This window comes from Pontibacter mucosus (assembly GCF_003054055.1).
GTDB lineage: Bacteria > Bacteroidota > Bacteroidia > Cytophagales > Hymenobacteraceae > Pontibacter > Pontibacter mucosus.
This window is the reverse complement of sequence record NZ_QBKI01000002.1, coordinates 318,804-336,630: the sequence shown is the minus strand read 5'-3', so window position 1 is coordinate 336,630 and position 17,827 is coordinate 318,804. Positions and strand designations below refer to the sequence as shown.

Annotated in this window: 17 protein-coding genes; 8 read left to right on the top strand and 9 right to left on the bottom strand. The window is 53.0% G+C overall.

All coding sequences use genetic code 11. The annotated features are described in order from the left end of the window. Positions 1-110: 110 nt before the first annotated feature. The 3 genes from C8N40_RS05055 to C8N40_RS05045 all read left to right on the top strand — a co-directional run bounded on the left by C8N40_RS05055 (position 111) and on the right by C8N40_RS05045 (position 3,280). Positions 111-1,097: a phosphotransferase gene (locus C8N40_RS05055; protein ID WP_108210696.1), complete on the top strand. Its 987-nt coding sequence runs from the start codon at positions 111-113 to the stop codon at positions 1,095-1,097. Between the two features lie 60 nt (positions 1,098-1,157). Then, a complete protein-coding gene (locus C8N40_RS05050) occupies positions 1,158-2,507 on the top strand; it encodes a GntP family permease (protein ID WP_108210695.1) in 1,350 nt (449 codons plus the stop codon). Positions 2,508-2,779: 272 nt separating this feature from the next. Further along, complete coding sequence (locus tag C8N40_RS05045; protein WP_108210967.1) at positions 2,780-3,280, top strand: VOC family protein; 501 nt, start codon at positions 2,780-2,782, stop codon at positions 3,278-3,280. 344 nt (positions 3,281-3,624) lie between these two features. Here the strand turns inward: C8N40_RS05045 and C8N40_RS05040 are convergent, their stop codons facing one another. Continuing rightward, positions 3,625-4,308: a DUF2461 domain-containing protein gene (locus C8N40_RS05040; RefSeq protein ID WP_108210694.1), complete on the bottom strand. Its 684-nt coding sequence runs from the start codon at positions 4,306-4,308 to the stop codon at positions 3,625-3,627. A gap of 68 nt (positions 4,309-4,376) precedes the next feature. Between C8N40_RS05040 and C8N40_RS05035 the strand changes: the two genes are divergently transcribed. After that, complete coding sequence (locus C8N40_RS05035; protein WP_108210693.1) at positions 4,377-5,648, top strand: L,D-transpeptidase family protein; 1,272 nt, start codon at positions 4,377-4,379, stop codon at positions 5,646-5,648. 340 nt (positions 5,649-5,988) lie between these two features. Here C8N40_RS05035 and C8N40_RS05030 read toward each other — a convergent pair whose 3' ends face one another. Both C8N40_RS05030 and C8N40_RS05025 read right to left on the bottom strand, forming a co-directional pair. After that, entirely contained in the window at positions 5,989-6,597 is a 609-nt protein-coding gene (locus C8N40_RS05030; protein WP_108210692.1) for a TIGR04282 family arsenosugar biosynthesis glycosyltransferase, read from the bottom strand. Continuing rightward, the gene (locus C8N40_RS05025; protein ID WP_245904997.1) at positions 6,584-7,060 is read right to left on the bottom strand and encodes a rhodanese-like domain-containing protein; all 477 of its coding nucleotides are present in this window, start codon (positions 7,058-7,060) and stop codon (positions 6,584-6,586) included. The genes C8N40_RS05030 and C8N40_RS05025 overlap by 14 nt, the downstream gene beginning before the upstream one ends. Positions 7,061-7,343: 283 nt before the next feature. Here C8N40_RS05025 and C8N40_RS05020 point away from each other — a divergent pair, with 283 nt between their 5' ends. After that, a complete protein-coding gene (locus C8N40_RS05020; protein WP_108210691.1) occupies positions 7,344-8,708 on the top strand; it encodes an NAD-dependent succinate-semialdehyde dehydrogenase in 1,365 nt (454 codons plus the stop codon). A gap of 488 nt (positions 8,709-9,196) precedes the next feature. Here C8N40_RS05020 and C8N40_RS22395 read toward each other — a convergent pair whose 3' ends face one another. From C8N40_RS22395 to C8N40_RS04995, 5 genes are all read right to left on the bottom strand, one after another. Next, on the bottom strand, positions 9,197-9,382 hold the full coding sequence (locus C8N40_RS22395; RefSeq protein ID WP_146173511.1) for a hypothetical protein: 186 nt from the start codon (positions 9,380-9,382) through the stop codon (positions 9,197-9,199). Positions 9,383-9,465: 83 nt separating this feature from the next. Continuing rightward, entirely contained in the window at positions 9,466-10,230 is a 765-nt protein-coding gene (locus tag C8N40_RS05010) for a YdcF family protein (protein ID WP_108210689.1), read from the bottom strand. Positions 10,231-10,489: 259 nt separating this feature from the next. Continuing rightward, entirely contained in the window at positions 10,490-10,711 is a 222-nt protein-coding gene (locus C8N40_RS05005; RefSeq protein WP_108210688.1) for a DUF2905 domain-containing protein, read from the bottom strand. Between the two features lie 38 nt (positions 10,712-10,749). Further along, positions 10,750-11,352 (bottom strand): hypothetical protein, encoded by a 603-nt coding sequence (locus tag C8N40_RS05000; RefSeq protein WP_108210687.1) that lies wholly within the window; start codon positions 11,350-11,352, stop codon positions 10,750-10,752. Between the two features lie 12 nt (positions 11,353-11,364). Further along, positions 11,365-12,189, bottom strand: a complete 825-nt coding sequence (locus C8N40_RS04995) for a metallophosphoesterase family protein (protein ID WP_108210686.1) — start codon at positions 12,187-12,189, stop codon at positions 11,365-11,367. 301 nt (positions 12,190-12,490) lie between these two features. Between C8N40_RS04995 and C8N40_RS04990 the strand changes: the two genes are divergently transcribed. Beyond that, positions 12,491-14,935: a type IA DNA topoisomerase gene (locus C8N40_RS04990; protein ID WP_108210685.1), complete on the top strand. Its 2,445-nt coding sequence runs from the start codon at positions 12,491-12,493 to the stop codon at positions 14,933-14,935. Positions 14,936-15,021: 86 nt separating this feature from the next. Here the strand turns inward: C8N40_RS04990 and C8N40_RS04985 are convergent, their stop codons facing one another. Then, positions 15,022-15,423 (bottom strand): Ig-like domain-containing protein, encoded by a 402-nt coding sequence (locus tag C8N40_RS04985; RefSeq protein ID WP_108210684.1) that lies wholly within the window; start codon positions 15,421-15,423, stop codon positions 15,022-15,024. 544 nt (positions 15,424-15,967) lie between these two features. Here C8N40_RS04985 and C8N40_RS04980 point away from each other — a divergent pair. Both C8N40_RS04980 and C8N40_RS04975 read left to right on the top strand, forming a co-directional pair. Next, positions 15,968-16,954: an SWFGD domain-containing protein gene (locus tag C8N40_RS04980; RefSeq protein ID WP_108210683.1), complete on the top strand. Its 987-nt coding sequence runs from the start codon at positions 15,968-15,970 to the stop codon at positions 16,952-16,954. A gap of 203 nt (positions 16,955-17,157) precedes the next feature. Further along, positions 17,158-17,772, top strand: coding sequence for a porin family protein (locus C8N40_RS04975; RefSeq protein ID WP_108210682.1), 615 nt, complete (start codon positions 17,158-17,160; stop codon positions 17,770-17,772). Positions 17,773-17,827: the final 55 nt, after the last annotated feature.

Genomic DNA, 17,827 nt, shown 5'->3' with positions numbered 1-17,827 from the left:
AGTATAAAGAGAATTAATTATATTTAGGAGGGCGTATTCGTTTTGCCGCTGAACCTGGCTTCGCAGACGGAGTAGGCGTTGCGTTTGTATCTACTTAAAGACACGATCACATGCAGTTTATCCCTGCGCTAAGTTCTATACTTTCCCCGGAGCACCTGGCAGCGTATGTTATCAGGCAATACGGATTTGCGCAGGATACCACTTGCCGGATCCTAAAAACCGGCATCAACCATACGTACCTGGTCTCCACTCCTGATAAAAAGTATGTTTTCAGAGTTTACTTTCTCGACTGGAAAACCGAAACTGAAATTGCCGAAGAGCTGAGGCTGTTAACCTACTTAAAAGAGCAAGGCATCCCGGTATCCTATCCCATCCAGGATAAAAGCTCTACTTACATACAGCTACTAAGCGCTGTTGAAGGGGAGCGTTTTGGGGTTTTATTCTCCTTTGCAGAGGGAGAATCTATTAGAAATCCGTGCGAGCAGGTTTGCTATCACCTCGGCACCACCATGGCCAAACTGCACCAGGCAACGGTAAACAAAACCTTGAACCGCAAAAAGTATGATGCGGAAACACTTGCCGGCTGGGCCTACGAGCTATCCCGGAGCCACTTCCCTTCCACCTCGGACGAGATGCAGTACCTGGAGCGGGCGAGCCTGTTGGTTTCTTCAGTGTTTGAAAGAGCAGACTCGGATAACTTAAGGCATGGCATTGTCCACCTGGATTTGTGGTATGAGAACATGAAAATTAAAGAGGCGTCTCACATCACCATCTTCGACTTCGACAACTGTGGCAATGGGTGGCTGTTCCTAGATATGGCGTATAGCGTCATGCTTTTTTTCAGAAATGAGCCGAACAAAGAGGAATTCATAAAGAAGCGCGACAGCTTTTACAGGGGGTATGAATCCGTCTCTAATGTCACGGAAGAGGAAAAAAGGCTGATTCCGTATGGTGGCCTGGCTATTTGGCTTTATTACCACGGGATCCATGTGCAGCGGTTCAATGATTTCTCCAACCAGTTTCTCAGCGAGGACTTTCTAAAATACTGGCTCCAGACCGTGAACCAGTGGATGCTGTTTCATAACATTAAAATTTAAGCGCATCTAACATAAAAGCTGCTTAGTTTATACTTCCCTCACCCTGAAAACAAAGTATGTATGATAGATTCCACGCTGCTGTTTGCCGTTGTCGCTGGTATTGCGCTGCTGCTCTTGCTGATTTTATACTTCAGGCTGCAGGCTTTTCTGTCGCTGCTCATTGCCAGCATTGCGGTGGGCCTGCTGGCGGGTATGCCTGCTGCGGATATTATCCTCAACATCCAGCAGGGCATGGGCAGCACGCTCGGGTTTATCGCGGTGGTGGTGGGCCTGGGTGCCATGTTCGGCGCTATCCTGGAAAGCTCGGGCGGGGTGCAGTCGCTGGCGGCATTTATACTTCAGAGAACCGGCGAAAAGCGTGCCTCCTGGGCACTGGCAGTTACGGGCTTCCTGGTAAGTATACCGGTTTTCTTTGATGTGGCCTTTGTCATTTTGGTGCCGGTGGTGTATGCGCTGCAGAAGAAAACAGGACGCTCGTTGCTGTTTTATGGCTTGCCACTGCTCGCCGGACTGGCCGTGACGCATGCGTTTATACCGCCCACGCCCGGTCCTGTGGCCGTAGCCGACATACTCGGGGCAGATCTGGGGATGGTGATTGCAGCGGGGTTTATGGCAGGAATCCCTGCCACTATTGTAGCCGGACCGCTTTTTGCCAGCTTCATCTCCAGGCGAATGCACATCAAAACGCCTGCTTCTTTCATAGAGGCAGAGGCCACTCCGCAAAAACTGCCATCTCCGGGCATGATCCTGGGTTTGCTTGGTCTCCCCCTGCTGCTCATCCTGATGAACACCTACCTGGACAGCCCACTTGGTGCCGGCATTCCCCTTACCGATACTTCCAAGAGCTGGATAAAAATGCTGGGGCATCCTTTTGTGGCGCTTATCCTGGCGAACCTGCTGGCCTGGTACCTGCTGGGCCTAAAACGAGGCTTCAGCCGCCAGGATTTGCTCACCATCACCTCCAGTTCCTTAGCTCCGGCCGGTATGATCATCCTGATAACCGGGGCGGGCGGCGTGTTTAAGCAGATACTCACAGAAACCGGGGCGGGCAAAATGCTGGCCGAGGTGATGACGAGCTACGGCCTCTCCGCCTTCCTGTTCGCTTTCCTGACGGCAGCTGCCATCCGCATCCTGCAGGGCTCCTCCACGGTGGCCATGATCACGGCAGCCGGCATGACGGCCGCTTTCCTGGAAGGTACTGCCACCAGCGACATGCACCGCGCCCTGATGGTGATCGCCATTGCGTCCGGGGCAAGTATACTTTCGCACGTAAACGACAGCGGCTTCTGGCTGGTGAGCAAATACTTTGGCCTGACCGAGCGCCAAACCCTCCGCTCCTGGACCGTCATGACCACGCTGATTGCGCTTACCGGTTTTATGATGGTGCTGCTGCTAAGTATGGTTTTTTAAAAGAAAGTATAAACAGGCACTGTGGATGCGGTTTCAACGCTAGAAATGCCGCCCAACTATACATGATTGCTTGGAATGTATATCATTCAACTGGCTGGTTTCAGCGGCCGCCGTGTTCTGCCAAAGCTTTTATCACAGGCCTGCCGTATATGTACTGAGTACACGACAATTCAGGCGCAAAGGCATTAAGCGAGGGATGAGGTAATCTTATACTATACTTCCTTTGGCATGGCTCGTGCGCCTTACAGAGTATGACACCAAAACCGGCACCTATGGAAAACGATGACAAGTATAAAATACCGGCGGCAACCCGCATCGGGCACGTGCACCTGAAGGTGGCAGACCTGCAGCGCTCCATCGACTTTTACTGCGGGATGCTCGGGTTCGAAATAACGACGATGTACGGGAAAGACGCCGCCTTTATCTCGGCCGGAGGTTATCACCACCACCTGGGCCTGAACGTGTGGTACAGCAAAAACGGGCCTCCTGCCCCCAGAAATTCAGCAGGTTTGTTCCATACAGCCATTCTTTACCCTACCCGTAAAGATCTGGCGACCATTCTTAAGCGACTGGTGGATGCTGGGTACCCGTTGACAGGTGCCTCCGACCACGGCGTTTCAGAAGCCATCTACCTCAATGACCCAGACCAAAATGGCGTGGAACTGTACTGGGACAGGCCCAAGGACCAATGGCCGCAGAAGCCGGATGGATCCCTGGACATGTACACCCACCCGCTCGACGTGGCCGGCCTGCTGGGTGAGTTGGAGAAATAGCTTTAACCTGAAGTATAGCGATACCTCAAGTTGCCATTTATACTTCGATACAAGTATAAACCTACCCCTCACAAGAGGGGAATCATTATTTCATTTACAGGAATTTTCCTCTTGGGAGCAGGAGCGTTTCATTCTGGTAGACCCACTTTCTATGGCGCGAGCGTCCACGCTCGTGACCGGCTATCGTTGGGCCTCCGGCCCAGTTGAGTCAGAGACTCAACATTATAGTAAGTCACGGGTCTGGAGACTCGCGCCAGATAAATTCTGCGCCAGGTCTAAGACAAACCAAGAAGCAGCTGCGCACGAAGTACCTAATAACGAATAACTTACAACGGATAACGAACCTACTCCTCTCCCATGTCCTTTAGCGGGTGCGTTAAGAAATCGTTCAGCGGTTTCAGCATCCTGAAAGACTCCAGCACCAGCTGCAGGAAATCCGGGCGCAGCACTTGTTCATCAGAGAGTGGCATCACCGCATTCCAGCTTTTGAAGCGCAGGTAATGGATGGCCGGGTTGTCTTTTTCGTAACCTTTGGGCGTGGTTTTGAGCTGCTCCCCTTCTATTTCCCCAAACCGGACTTTAAAGTCCTCGGATTCTACGATGCGCTTAAACTCCTCCAGGTTGTAATCCAGCTCCTGCCGCACGGCCTTTAGCTCAGCAGCCGGCGGGTACCAGAGGCCTCCTGCCAGAAACGACCGGTTATCGCCGGCCAAATGCAGGTAATAGCCCGGAAGTACGGATTTGCGCCCTCCCTCTGCCACATAGGCCCCGAAATGGTCTTTGTAAGGGCGCTTGTCGTTTGAGAAGCGCACGTCGCGGTAAATCCTGAAAACTGTGTCTTTGCCCTGCTGGCCCCGGGCGGCGGGTTCGAAGTGCTCCATTTCCCGCAACAGTTCATCCAGAAAGCTCAGGTAATTTTTGCGGGCCTTCTCGTAACGCGGCTTGTGCTCATTAAACCACTCACGCGTGTTGTTCCGCGACAGGTCTGCTAGAAAAGTTAGGGTATGCTTATCAATGGTGGATATCATTTTATACTTTGTGGTTGAGGGATATATGTCATTTTTAATGCTTTGCAAAGCTACTACCTTAGCCGGATATGAAAAAGAGAACACCGATGGCAGGCAGAAGCTTTGCAACGTATACTTTAACAGACACAACTCTGTTCCGAATGCTCAGCCTACTGCACATACTTTTATTCATCCTGGCGGGGGTAGCAAGGGTGTTTGCGCAGGGGCAGGAGCAGCCAGGCTATGCCCCTTACAGCAAAGCGCGGATGGAGCAGGCCATACTTCGGTACGAGTCCATCGCCCAGTCCGACCACTGGCATACTTTCCCGGACACCCTCCTGCTACGCCCCGGCGACAGCAGCCTGTTTGTCACGCAACTGCAGGACAACCTCCTGCTCACCGGCGATCTGCCGTTGGACTCCTCTTACAACACCCCGGATTATACTTCGGGGCTGAGCACGGCGGTGAAGCTTTTCCAGCGCCGCCACGGACTCAAGCCCGATGGCGTTGTTGGCCCTAACACCGTGGCCGCCCTAAACGTGCCTCCGGCCAAACGGCTGGAGCAACTGCGCATCAACCTCACCCGCTACGACTCCACCTTTGTAAAAGAGCAGGAACCCTACGCCGTGATAAACCTGCCAGAGTATAAAATGCTGGTGGTGGACAGCGGCCAGGTGTACTTGCAGATGCGCGTGGTGATTGGCAAGCCTACGCTAAAAACCTACCCCATCCACTCCAAGCTGGACATGGTGGTGCTGAACCCATACTGGCAGGTGCCCACGTCCATCGCCGTGAACGAAATTGTGCCTATACTTCGGCGCAACCCCGGTTACCTGGCTAAAAAGAACATGATACTGGAGCGAAACGACAGCGGAAGCTGGGTGCGTGTTAACCCCTGGGAGGTAGACTGGCAAAGTATAAACCGGGCCAACTTCAACTACCGCATCACGCAGCTGAGCGGGCTGGATAACGAGCTGGGCCAGGTGAAATTCCCGTTCCCGAACCGCCTGCCGCAGTACCTCCACGACACTCAGGCCAAGGCGCTTTTCAACCATCCGCACCGCGCTTTCAGCCATGGCTGCGTGCGCCTGGAGAAACCTGTGGAACTGGCGTACTACCTGCTCAGTCGCGGCTCCGGCTATACTACCGAGGGAGTGGACAAACTATGGGCGCAGGGAAAGCCAAACCACTATGTGCGTGTCAGGAAGCCTGTTCCGCTGCACATGGTATACTTCACTTCCTGGGTAAACGAGCAGATGGAGGTGCATTTTAGAGAGGATGTGTACGGCTACGATGCCTTGCTCGAAAAGCAGCAAATCCAGGAACCAGCTCAGCAGAAAGCAATCTCTTTAACCGAGTGATTTAGACTGGTCAAAGTATACTTATGGCTGTAGCCTAGCGCTGGAAGCGGCGAGCCGTTAAGTTCTACAGAAAACTGTCCCCTTGAGGGGACTATAGGGGTGTGAAGCCAGTTGCAAATGCCATTTGCTAAAAGCTAACACACTTGCTGGCGCGGGTTTGCAACCCGTGCCTTGTTATGAAGTCGGATTTGTAATCCGACTGGGCCAGAGGCCCAAACTATAGCCGGTCACGAGCGTGGACGCTCGCGCCATAACGAGCAAGTCTACCAGAATGAAACGCCCCTGCTCCTTGGAGAAATTAGGGGTGGGCATCTACAAGAAAGTATAAGGAAGTACTATCCTACAGCCCAAAGCTACGCAGCAGCTCCTCATCCAGATCCTCCACCTGGTCAATATCAGAAAGGCGGGGCAAAAGGGCGTACGGCAGGTGCAGGCGCTGGAGGTCCTGGATGGTTTCAGAAAACACGCGTTCGGTGCTCCAGGATTTGTTCTGGAAAAGCTGCGGGTACAGGCAGTTCATCCCCAGCAGGTAATACCCGCCGTCCAGTGCAGGCCCGATTACCACTTCGTGCGTTTCCAGCTCTTTATAGGCACGCATAATTATTTCTGGTGTCAGCTGCAGGCAGTCGCTCCCGATGATCACTACCGAAGTATAGCCCTCCAGAAAAGCATCGGCAAAGGCGGCCTGCATGCGCGCGCCTAGGTCACCTTCTGCCTGCTCCCGTTTTTTGTAGCGGCTGTTGGGCCATACATCCTGTTCGTTCACGCCACCGGCATAGTATACCAGCTTATCCACCGGCAGATCCTGGGTTACTTGTTTGGTGTGCTGCAACAGGTGCAGGTATACTTCCAGCGCCGTTTCGGGGCCTACGGAGGCAGCTAGCCGGGTTTTTACCTTGCCCAGCTCCGGGTTGCGCACAAACAGCAACAGCAGCTTACTCTTTTCCATATACTTTCTCCCCTTTCTGCAGCCATACTCCCCAGGTTTTGGAGTAGGCGTGTACTTTGTTTGTTCTGCCCTGGCTGTTGTGCACAGCATACCCGCGGTTCACCCACTCAAACAAGCCGCCGTACAGGTTGCGCACTTTGGTAAATCCTGCCGCTTTCAGCAGCTCCCCCACCCGCTCGCTGCGGTACCCAACCGAGCAGTATACTACAATCGGCGTGTCTTTGGGCACCTCCTGCAGCGCATCCATATTAAAGGTTTCGTAGTCCATAAACCGGGCGCCCTTCAGATGACTCACCTCATACTCCTCCTGCTGCCGCGTGTCGATCAGCAGGGGCTTTACAGCATCGAAGGTGAGGGTGGTTCTCAGCTCTAGCGGGTCTATTGTGGGTACCGTTTTCTGGTAAAGTCCCTCCAGCATCAGCACGTATGCCCTGTCTGTGGATTGCCCACAGGCCTGCAACAAGGTTAGCCAGCATAAAGCACAGAAAAGCAGCAGTTTCTTCAAAGCGACCTCAACTAAAGTATGATTTTAACAATGGCTACAACCCCTGCTTAGTACTTGAAACGCAACGGGTTGCAAGGTTTACTCTTCAAATCTAAGCATTTTTAACATCAATCGTATGCAAAACTTAAACCGGCCGCAAATGTTATCCATGTCAGGGCGGACAGGCTGCTTTACGCACGATTGTTCGGCCCGGGTGCGCCACGATGCGTATATTTACACCGCAACCTGAAGAAATAAAACTATGCCGATAGAAACCGTTAATCCAGCCACCGGCGAGGTAGTGAAAACCTTTACGCCACATACTTCGGAGGAAGTAAATCAGAAAATTGAGGCCGCTGAAGAAGCTTTCCAACGCTGGCGCCACACCAGCTTTGAAGAGCGTGCAACCTACATGAACCGGCAGGCCGAGATCCTGGAAAACGAAGCGGAAACGTATGGCCGCATTATTTCGCTGGAGATGGGAAAGCCCCTGAAAGAAGCCATCGCGGAGGTCAGAAAATGTGCGCTGGCCTGCCGCTATTATGCCGATAACGCCGCTGATTTTCTGGCGGATGAGGAGGTGGAAACGAAGGCCGATCGCAGCCTGATTGCCTTTGAGCCGCTGGGCGTGGTGCTGGCCATAATGCCCTGGAACTTCCCTTTCTGGCAGGCTTACCGGTTTCTGGCCCCGGCCCTGATGGCTGGCAACGTGGGCTTACTCAAGCATGCCTCCAACGTGCCGCAATGTGCCCTGGCTATGGAGGAGATTGTGCGCAAAGCCGGTTTCCCCGACAACGTTTTCCAGACCTTGCTCATTGGCTCAAAGGAGGTGAATGCGGTGATAGAGCACCCGCACGTAAAGGCGGTAACCCTGACAGGCAGCGAAGGCGCAGGCGCAAAGGTAGCAGAGAAAGCCGGCCAGGAGATAAAGAAGACCGTGCTGGAACTGGGCGGCAGCGACGCCTTTATTGTGCTGGAGGATGCCGACCTGGACAAAGCTGCCGAAACTGCGGTGAAGTCGAGGATGGTGAATGGGGGCCAGAGCTGTATTGCAGCCAAGCGTTTCATTGTGGTGGAAAGTATAGCCGAGCAGTTTCTGCAGAAGTTCAGGGAAAATATGCAGGCCCTGAAAACCGGTGACCCGTTGAAAGACGAGATTGACTATGGCCCTCTGGCGCGCGTGGACCTGGCCGAGGATCTGGAAAAGCAGGTGAAGCGCTCTGTAGAGCAGGGAGCTGAGGTTGTACTCGATGGCGGTCGCGAGAATAAAGACAGCGCCTACTTTAAGCCAATGATTCTGAAGAATGTGAAGCCTGGCATGCCCGCCTACGAGGAGGAAATGTTTGGCCCTGTAGCTGCCGTGATGGTGGTAAAAGACGAGGCAGAGGCCATTCAAGTAGCCAACGACTCCCGCTTCGGGCTGGGCGGGGCCGTGTGGACGCAGGACAAGGAGCGTGGCCTGCGCGTGGCCCGCAAAGTAGAAACAGGGGCCATGTTCGTCAATGCCATGGTAGCATCCTCACCCGAAATGCCGTTTGGCGGTATCAAAAAGTCCGGTTACGGCCGCGAACTGTCCTACCTGGGCATCCGTGAGTTCGTGAACCAGAAGAGTATTTGGGTGGAATAGAATAAAACCCCACCCCTGCCCTCCCCTAAAAACAGGGGAGGGAGTTTTGTAGTGCCGGGTCCAACCACCTCTAACCCCTCCTTAGCCAAGGAGGGGAGTCTGTAATTTCTTTGGCTGAAGTATGAGTTTCATAGTTAAAGTGTAAAACACCCCTATTGAGCGAAGCTCGCAAACGGCGAACTCTCGTTCTTGTTTGTCCTCAAGGGGACAGTTTATATATTATTAATTTATACTATCCTTTCCAGTAGCAGAGGCAGCGGCTATCGAATGATTCCCAGCCTTTGGGTTGAGCGCCTTGTGAGATCCGGTGCCCGTTAAGGGCATGCTGAGCGTGAGCGAGGCAAGGAGGGAACACAGCGCGATGCCCGAAGGCGAGGCCTCCCGGCCTGGGAGGGCAGAAAGCAAGAGGTGGAACTGTAGGTTTGTAAGTCTGGAGGATGAACGGAAGCTAATAAGGATAGCTTGGTTCAAGTGGAAGGAAGCAGGGGCTAGGAAAGTATAGCCGAAAGTATGGCCGAAGTAGAAGGCACAAGCGGACGCTTGCGCCAGAGAAAGTATAGAAGTATGGCCCAAGTATAAAGTATGGCTCTGCGAGCCAGTTGGGTTGCAAACCCAACCTCATAGTAGGCACGAGTTGCAAACTCGCGCCAGCGGTGGATTAGAAGTATAGCCATAATCCGAACAAAACTGCCCGGAACAGAGCAAGCAGTTAATACTATCATCTAAACAAAACCAATAACTAATAACCAGCAACTTCTTAACTATACCCCAACACCTTATACACTACAAACCCCGCCATTTCATGAATCAGGTGGTGCCAGTTCTCGAAGGCGACGGCGCTGGGCATGAAAGTATAATCCGGGGTGAGGATAGGCTCGGAGGAATAGAAGTCAGTCGGGTAGCTGTCGAAGGTGACGCCTATTTTGCGGAAACAGCCCTCGGAGCGGCGCATGTGGAAGGCAGAAGTTACCAGCAGCACCTTTTTCCAGCTTGGGTGTTGCGCCAGCACCTGGGCAGCATAAACAGCATTCTCACGGGTATTGACGGCACCGGTCTCAACAATAAGGTCCTCCTCGGGCACACCAGCCAGCAGCAGCACGCGCTTTAGTTGCTCGGCCTCCGGCACCATTTCGTCCATCAGAAAGCCTTTGCCGCCGGTTATCAATATCTTGTTGACCTTGCCCAGGCGGTAGAGCTGCAGCGTGTGCAGAAAACGGTCTGCCCCCTTGTTCGTGTGCACGCGGTCGGTGATGTCAGGTTTAAAGGAGGTAACGCCCGTTAGTACCACGGCCACATCATAGGTGCCTACCTCGCTTACCGGCACCGGTTTGGCCTCCCAGGCACGCCAGGCCAGGTTCGCGAAAAAGGGATTGCTGAAGAACAGGAGCATCACCAGCGCGCTCACCAGGCTAATGCGTCGCCATTTTACCGACTTCAGAAAAACCGCCAGAAACAGCAAAACCAGCACCCATACCAGGGGCATCAGCAGGAAATCAAGGGTTTTGGAAAGTATAAAAAACATGGCTCAGTAGAAAAGCCAAAGCAACACTAAGACAAAAGACAAAGGATAAAAGACTTTGCTTGAGAAGTCACTCAGCACAAGCGTAGCCATTTAAGGTGCATACCTGTTCAGATTGCCTCAACCAAAAATCCTTTGCCATCCATTCTTTTGTCGCCCCACTTATACTTGCGGAGCTTGAAATTTGTCAGGGTTTATACTTTGGCGGCGACAAGTTAGGAAAGTATGGCCAAAGTATAAAAGTATAAAGTATGGCCTTGCTTTAGAGGAACTTCCGCACCAGCCATAGCACCAGCGAGAACAGGATGCTGAGCAGGATCATACTCGTAATGGGCGCATAGAAGCGCATGTTCTTTTTCTCCACCCGAATATCACCGGGCAAGTGGCCAAACCAGCTGAACTTGTCACCGGCCAGCCATACGACTACCCCAATCACGACAAGTATAGCCCCCAGTATAACAATGATTTTCCCGATTGGCTGCATTTTCACTGTGTTGCTTCAGCTCCAGTATACGGCTTTGGCTAAAATCCTGCCCGCACACCCAAGGCAAAACTTACGATATCCCAGGCAGTAAGGGATGGGTCCTTCACGGCTGAGGTCACAATCAGGTCGTAGGTGCCAATCTCGCCGTAGAGCGTCAGTTCTTTTATACTTCGGCTGTTGGCGATGGGGCGGTGCAGTTCTGCACCAAGTCCGCCTGTTACGCGCAGGCTGCTCGTCCACCAGTAGTAATTCTTGGGGTAAGAGCTGTCCCAGGAGGTAGAAAACTGGTCTCGGAAGTAGTAGCTCAGGCCCAGGTTCAGGCGCAGGGGCGTAAGTTTATACTTCTCGCTGAGCTCGACGCGCTTTATCGGCTTGTAAATACCCCGGAGGGTGAGCAGGTGCAACACTTCCTCGGCATCGAATTTTGGCACAAAGCCATACAGCAGTTCTGCATTCACTTTGCCATCGGAGAAGCTGTAGTTCGGCCCCACGGCAAACATACCTACGTTGCCGGCAAACTGAAGCGTCAGCGCGTCGGGTGCGTACCATTTTCGGGAGGTAGTTGTGGTATCCTCCTGCGCCAACGTATAAAACGGCAGGCTTAGAAGGCAGATGATAGATACTAGTAATTTTATCTGCATAAAGGGATGAGGCTAAATTAAAACACGCTGAAAGCTTACCTTACCTCCAATCACCGTGAACACGATGTACTCCAGTTTCTCGGTGGCAGCGGTTTCCAGCACCGGCACCCCCTCCCCGAACGGAAAGTGCAACTTGTAGCCGTGGTTGTGCCCGTGGAGGGAGTACGTCACGTTATATTGGTTCATCAGCTGGCCGTAGCGCACGCCGTTTTCCTCCCCAAATTCTTTGTTGGTGGGCGGGATGTGAGAAATCACAAAGATGTTCTCCGACTCCTGCGCAGCCCGCAGCTCGGCTTCCAGCCAGTCCAGGTCAGGCACTTTCTGGTCAAACTCGAGGTAGTTGGTGTTGAGAAGTATAAACCGGGAGTTGCCCACCGTAAAGCTCAGGTCGTAATCGCCGTACATGGCCGTGAACACCTGCTTGCCATTGTTGATGGCGTCGTGGTTGCCCACCACGGCCAGGTAAGGTACTTTGAGCGTCTTAAAATCCTGGTGCACGAGGCGAAACTCCTTCGTCAGGCCAAAGTCCGTTAAATCGCCCCCGATAAGCACAAAGTCGATATCGTCGCGCTGGTTGATGTGCGCCACCAGTTGCTCGTTCTCGGCATAAAACCCTTGTGTATCGGCCGTAAGTATAAACCGCAGCGTATCAGATGCCGTCAGACCCAGGTCGTGGATGCGTGCCAGATTCCGGGCGTTGATGTTCTTTTCGTCCTCGCGCAGCCTGATTTCGTAGGGGCTGTACTCAAACTCTTCGCAGGCCTGCCCCAGTACGCCCAGCGCTAATATACCCGCAGCTATCAAACCGCGGCTATACTTATTCTTTATAGGAAGCATGTATAATTCTGTAGTAGTCTTTTCATTCCGTAATACATTCACAAAGAGCCCAATGTTTAGCACTAAAGGCCCTAATAGTAGCACTATACTTCTAATAAGCAATTACAGCCATAGGTTTATACTTTAGCCCTAGCCGCTTTTATACTTTGTATACGATGGTGCTTCCCAAACCATCCATCCGGATAAATGTTTACACATCCACTGCCCCGGCGGGCTGTTTAAGTGGGGATAATATTCGCAGATGCGGTATAAAAACGTTAAATTTGGATTCTGTTTGTCACGTACCTAACCCCTTAACAGCTTGAAAGTCTGCATTGCTGAGAAACCAAGTGTAGCCCGCGAGATTGCCATGGTGATTGGCGCCAAGACAAAAAAAGACGGCTACTTTGAGGGCAACGGCTACCAGGTCACCTGGACCTTCGGCCACTTCTGCACCCTGCGCGAGCCCGACGACTACCGCCCCGAGTGGAAGCGCTGGAGCCTCTACGACCTGCCCATGCTGCCCGAGAAGTATGGCATCAAGCTGATGAACGACAGCGGCGTGCAGAAGCAGTTCGGCATCATCAAGAGGCTGCTGGAAAACGCCGAAGAGGTGATTAACTGCGGTGACGCCGGCCAGGAGGGGGAAGTGATTCAGCGCTGGGTGCTGACCGAGGCCAAGTATAGAAAACCCTTCAAGCGCCTTTGGATCTCCTCGCTCACCGAGGATGCCATCCGCCAGGGCTTCGCCAAGCTGAAGGAAGGCTCTGAGTTTGACCTGCTCTACCAGGCGGGCAAGAGCCGCGCCATCGGCGACTGGCTGCTGGGCCTGAACGCCACGCGCCTGTTCACGCTTAAGTATGCCAACGGCGGCCGCCAGACTTTATCCATTGGCCGGGTACAGACGCCCACGTTGGCCATGATTGTGAACCGCCACCACGAGATTGCCAACTTTGTGCCGCAGCCTTACTGGGAGCTTAAAACCGTGTACCGCGACACTACCTTTGCGAGCACCAACGGCCGCTTCCAAAAGGAAGAGGAGGCGCGGAAGATTATGGAGGCCATCAAGCAGGATGAGCTGACGATAACGGACGTGGAGACGAAGAAGGGCACCGAGTCGCCGCCCAAGCTCTTCGACCTGACCTCGCTGCAGATTGAGTGCAACAACAAGCACGGCCTGTCGGCCGATGAGACGCTGAAGACGGTGCAGAGCCTGTATGAGAAGAAGGTTGTCTCCTACCCTCGCGTAGACACCACCTTCCTCCCCGACGATATCTACCCGAAAATACCGGGCATCCTAGGCGGTTTGACGAACTATAGGCAGGAGGTAGCGCCGCTGCTGCAGAGCAAGATCCGCAAGACGAAGAAAGTCTTCAACAACAATAAGGTGACCGATCACCACGCCATTATCCCGACCGGCGACTCGGCCAGCAACCTGTATGGCCGCGAAGCGGATGTGTACGATATCATCACGCGCCGCTTCATCGCCGCCTTTTACCCGGACTGTATCGTGAGCAACACCACGGTGATGGCCGAGTCGGCGGGCTATACTTTCAGGGTGCGTGGCAAGCAGATTCTGGAGCCGGGCTGGCGCGTGCTGTACGGGGCCGAGGACGTGAAATCGTCGGACGCGCCAGCAGGCAAAGAAGGCAAGGAGGAAGAGGAAACCGCCGGTGTGCTGCCGCACTTTGAGAAGGGCGAGCACGGGCCGCACGAGCCGCTGCTGGAAAAGAAAATGACCAACCCGCCCAAAGAGTATACCGAGGCCACCCTGCTGCGCGCCATGGAAACAGCCGGCCGGCAGGTGGACGATGAGGAGTTGAAGGAGGCGCTGAAGGAAAACGGTATCGGCCGCCCCTCTACCCGTGCCGCCATCATCGAAACCCTGTTCAAGCGCCAGTATATCCGCAAGGAGAAAAAGAAAATCGTACCCACGCAGATGGGCATTGACCTGATTGGCGTGATCAAAAACGAGACGCTAAAGTCGGCGGAGATGACCGGGCAGTGGGAGCGCAAGCTGCGCCAGATTGAGGGTGGGGAGTTTAAGGCTGAGTCCTTCCTGAAGGAGTTGGAGCAGTTTGTCACCAACCTGGTGCAGGAGGTAAAGTATGATCGCGCTACCGTGACGCTGGAGCCGCAGCAGGAGGAAAAACCTGCCGCGAAAGGCAAAAAGCCAGCCACTGCCAAGCCAACGGAAAAGAAGGAAACGGCCCCAACTCAAGGGCTTGGCTCCTGCCCCGCTTGTAAAGAAGGCCACATTCTCAAAGGCTCCAAGGCTTATGGCTGCATCCGCTACAAAGAAGGCTGCCGCTTCCTCATCCCGATTGCGCAGCATGGCAAGGAGCTGACTGAGAAACAGGTGCAGGCCCTGCTTAGCAAGGGAAAGACACCCACCATCAAAGGGCTTAAAAACGAGCAAGGCGAAAGCTTTGACGCCATCCTGAAACTGGGCGCCGACAACCAGCTGCAAATAGAACTGGTAGAAAAAGCTACTGCCAAAGATCCATTTGAGCAATGCCCGCGCTGCAAGCAGGGAAAACTGTTGAAGGGAAAGGCGGCCTATGGCTGCAGCCGGTTCCGGGAGGGCTGCCAGTTTGTGGTGCCCTTCGAGATGGGCGGCAAACAGCTGTCGGAAAAGCAGATTGCAGCGCTGCTGCTGAAAGGCAAGACGCCGAAGATCAAAGGCTTCATCTCCCAGAAAACCGGAGAACCCTTCGATGCCTCGCTTACCCTAAACGAGCAGTGGCAGGTCGTGTACCAGTTCTGATCTGGCCGGGCAAGAATTCTGATAAAAAAAGAAGCGGCTATAATTGCTTATAGCCGCCTCAACAGGAAAAGTATACGTTCGTTTAATTACTTCACAAGTACAGGCACTTGCTGCACAGTCAGGTTTGTGCGCTTATCCGTAGCCGAAACAGCTAACTCGTAGGTACCAGGCGCTACGCCGCTTACGTTCAGTGTGGTGTCAAACTCCACTACCTTTCTGCCCGGTTTGGTGCTGAAGTTTATCACGGCCCTCTCCGAACCCTCTCCACGCAGCGTAAAGGTCAGGTTCTCCACGTTGTCCTTGTCAACAGCCGTAATATTCACCCTCAGGCCTGTGGTAGCCGTCACTTTTTGGTTTTTACTCGGGTTGTTGATGGTCAGGCTTGGGGTTGAGCCGTCTGGTTGCAGGCTGCCGCCTTCAAAGATGTCCTCGCAAGAGGTAAGTACCGCTACAGCAGCTAATGAGGCGAGGATTGTTTTCAGTTTCATAGGTAATTTGGCTAAAATAACTTGCAGTCGCTAGGTCGTTGCGCAGCAAAATTGTACTACTTAGCCAGTATTTACCGCGGCCGCTCCTATCCAACGCAGCGCAAAGTTATACATTGCCACCAAACCTACAAAACAATTCAGTAAAATTTTACAAATTTAATTATATTTTCCACATGGAACTAATCCTAAAAATCAGCATACAACACACTAAATAATAGTATATTAGGACTAATCAATATAGCTTTAGTGAAAAAGCAAGATATCCATACATAAGAATAAAGTACAATTTAAAATATGTTTAGCAGCAACTACGCGCAAACGCAATGCAGCCATGGAATTGCACAAAAAAACGCAAAGTATAAAATAGCTGAGCTTTACTGAAAATGGAGGCGGACACAAACAGGTAAATCCTACTTAACTATCGGTCAGGATAACATATCATCCTGACCTCCGTAAAAAACACTGCGAACGCATTTTCCTATAAATGCGCTCGTAAAACGTTCTTTTTTAACGCCGTAACATCTTTAAATTAAAACGAAAAGCTATGAGAAGCTATGAGAACTCGGGCTACAACCCGTACAACGACAATGACAGGACCCAGTCAAGAGGTTCTGCCAGAAACTATTATTCAAACGATTTTGACCTGACAAACCGTAGCCGCCGCACAGGCTACGATTCTTCCTCGTCCGGCTATGGCTCGCGCCAATCAGGTTTTGGTTCCGGCCAGGATGCATACACCGGTTCGGGCTATGGCAACACGTCATCCTATGGCCGCTCTGCCGGTACCGGATCTTCTAACTATGGCTACGGCTCTTCGGGCTACAGCTCAGACTACGGCCGCAGCAGCGGAGACCGTGATACCTGGGACCGCACCAGGGATGAAGTAAAGTCCTGGTTTGGCGATGACGATGCCGAGCGCCGCAGAAGAAGAGACGAGATGCGCGACAGCGGCCGTTGGAGCGGCAGTAACTATGGCTCTTCTAACTATGGACGTTCGTCTGGTTCTGGCTACGGCTCAGGATCTTCCTATGGCTCCGGCTCGTCTTACAGCCCAGGCTCTACGTACAGCAGCGGCTCCAGCTATAGCGGAAACTACGGAAGCGGCAGCGGATCAACAGGCTATGGCAGCGGCTCCACATACGGCATGGGCACCTACGGCACGGGCTACTCCGGCAGAAGCATGGGCTCTAGCTACGGATCTTCCGACAGAGACAATACAGGCTATAGATCATCTGGTTACAGCGGCAGCAGCAACTGGGACAGAGACCGCCACTCTTCTTCCGGCTACGACCGCGACAGATACCGTGATGACGACAGAGGCTTCTTTGACCGCGCCGGTGATGAGATAAAATCCTGGTTTGGGGATGAGGAGGCTGAGCGCCGCAGAAGAATGGACGAGATGCGCGACCGCGACAGGGACCGCGACTACAATACCGGCAACCGGTATGGCAGCTCGTCTGGGTACGGGAACACCTATAGCGGACCTCCCTACTCCTACGGTTCCTCTTCCAGAAGAGACTATGAATGGTAGGCCTACTGACAGGCGGCCGTTTCTGAGCGGCAACCGTTGGTAAGTCAACATAATCAATCCAATAAAAAAGCCCTGCTACCAAGGTAGCAGGGCTTTTTGCATTTCAGGCTTCTATATTCAAAGAATTTTATACTTTTGCCGGAGCATGTGCCGCCCTACATGGCCACAGCCATTATTTTAAAGTTAACATTTTATACTTTAACATGAAGAAATTACTACTTGGTTTAGGCCTGGCCCTGATGGCAGGCACAGCCAGCGCCCAAAGTGTGGGCATTAAAGCCGGTCTTAACTATGGCTCCCTAACAGGCGATGATGCAAAAAACCATGACTACCGCCCTGGTTACACCGTCGGCCTTACCGCCCGCTACGGCCTTAACGAACTGATAGGCGTGCAGACCGAGGCCCTGTTCACTTCCAAAGGCGCCAAGCACAGCTACAGCACCAATGGCACCGATATCGAGAACCGCCTTCGCCTGAACTACCTGGACATTCCGGTGTTGCTGCACCTGCAGGTAAGCGGCCTATACTTTGAGCTAGGCCCCCAGGTTTCCTTCCTGCTGAAGGGCAAGCAAATTACAGAGGTGAGCCGTTCTAACACCACCACTACCACCGAAACTGATATCACCGACAACCCCTACCCCATCGACTTTGGCTACGCTGCCGGAATCGGGTACCGTGCCCCGAGCGGCATTGGCTTGGGCCTGCGCTACAATGGCGGGCTGAAGAAGCTGGATGATGAGGGAAGCTATGAAGGCCGCGAGCGCTACAACACTGGATTCCAGCTAACCCTGAGCTACGTGCCGGGTTATAACAGATAAAACAAGAGGAGCCTCCTGTAAAACAGGAGGCTCCAACAAACTAAACATAAACATT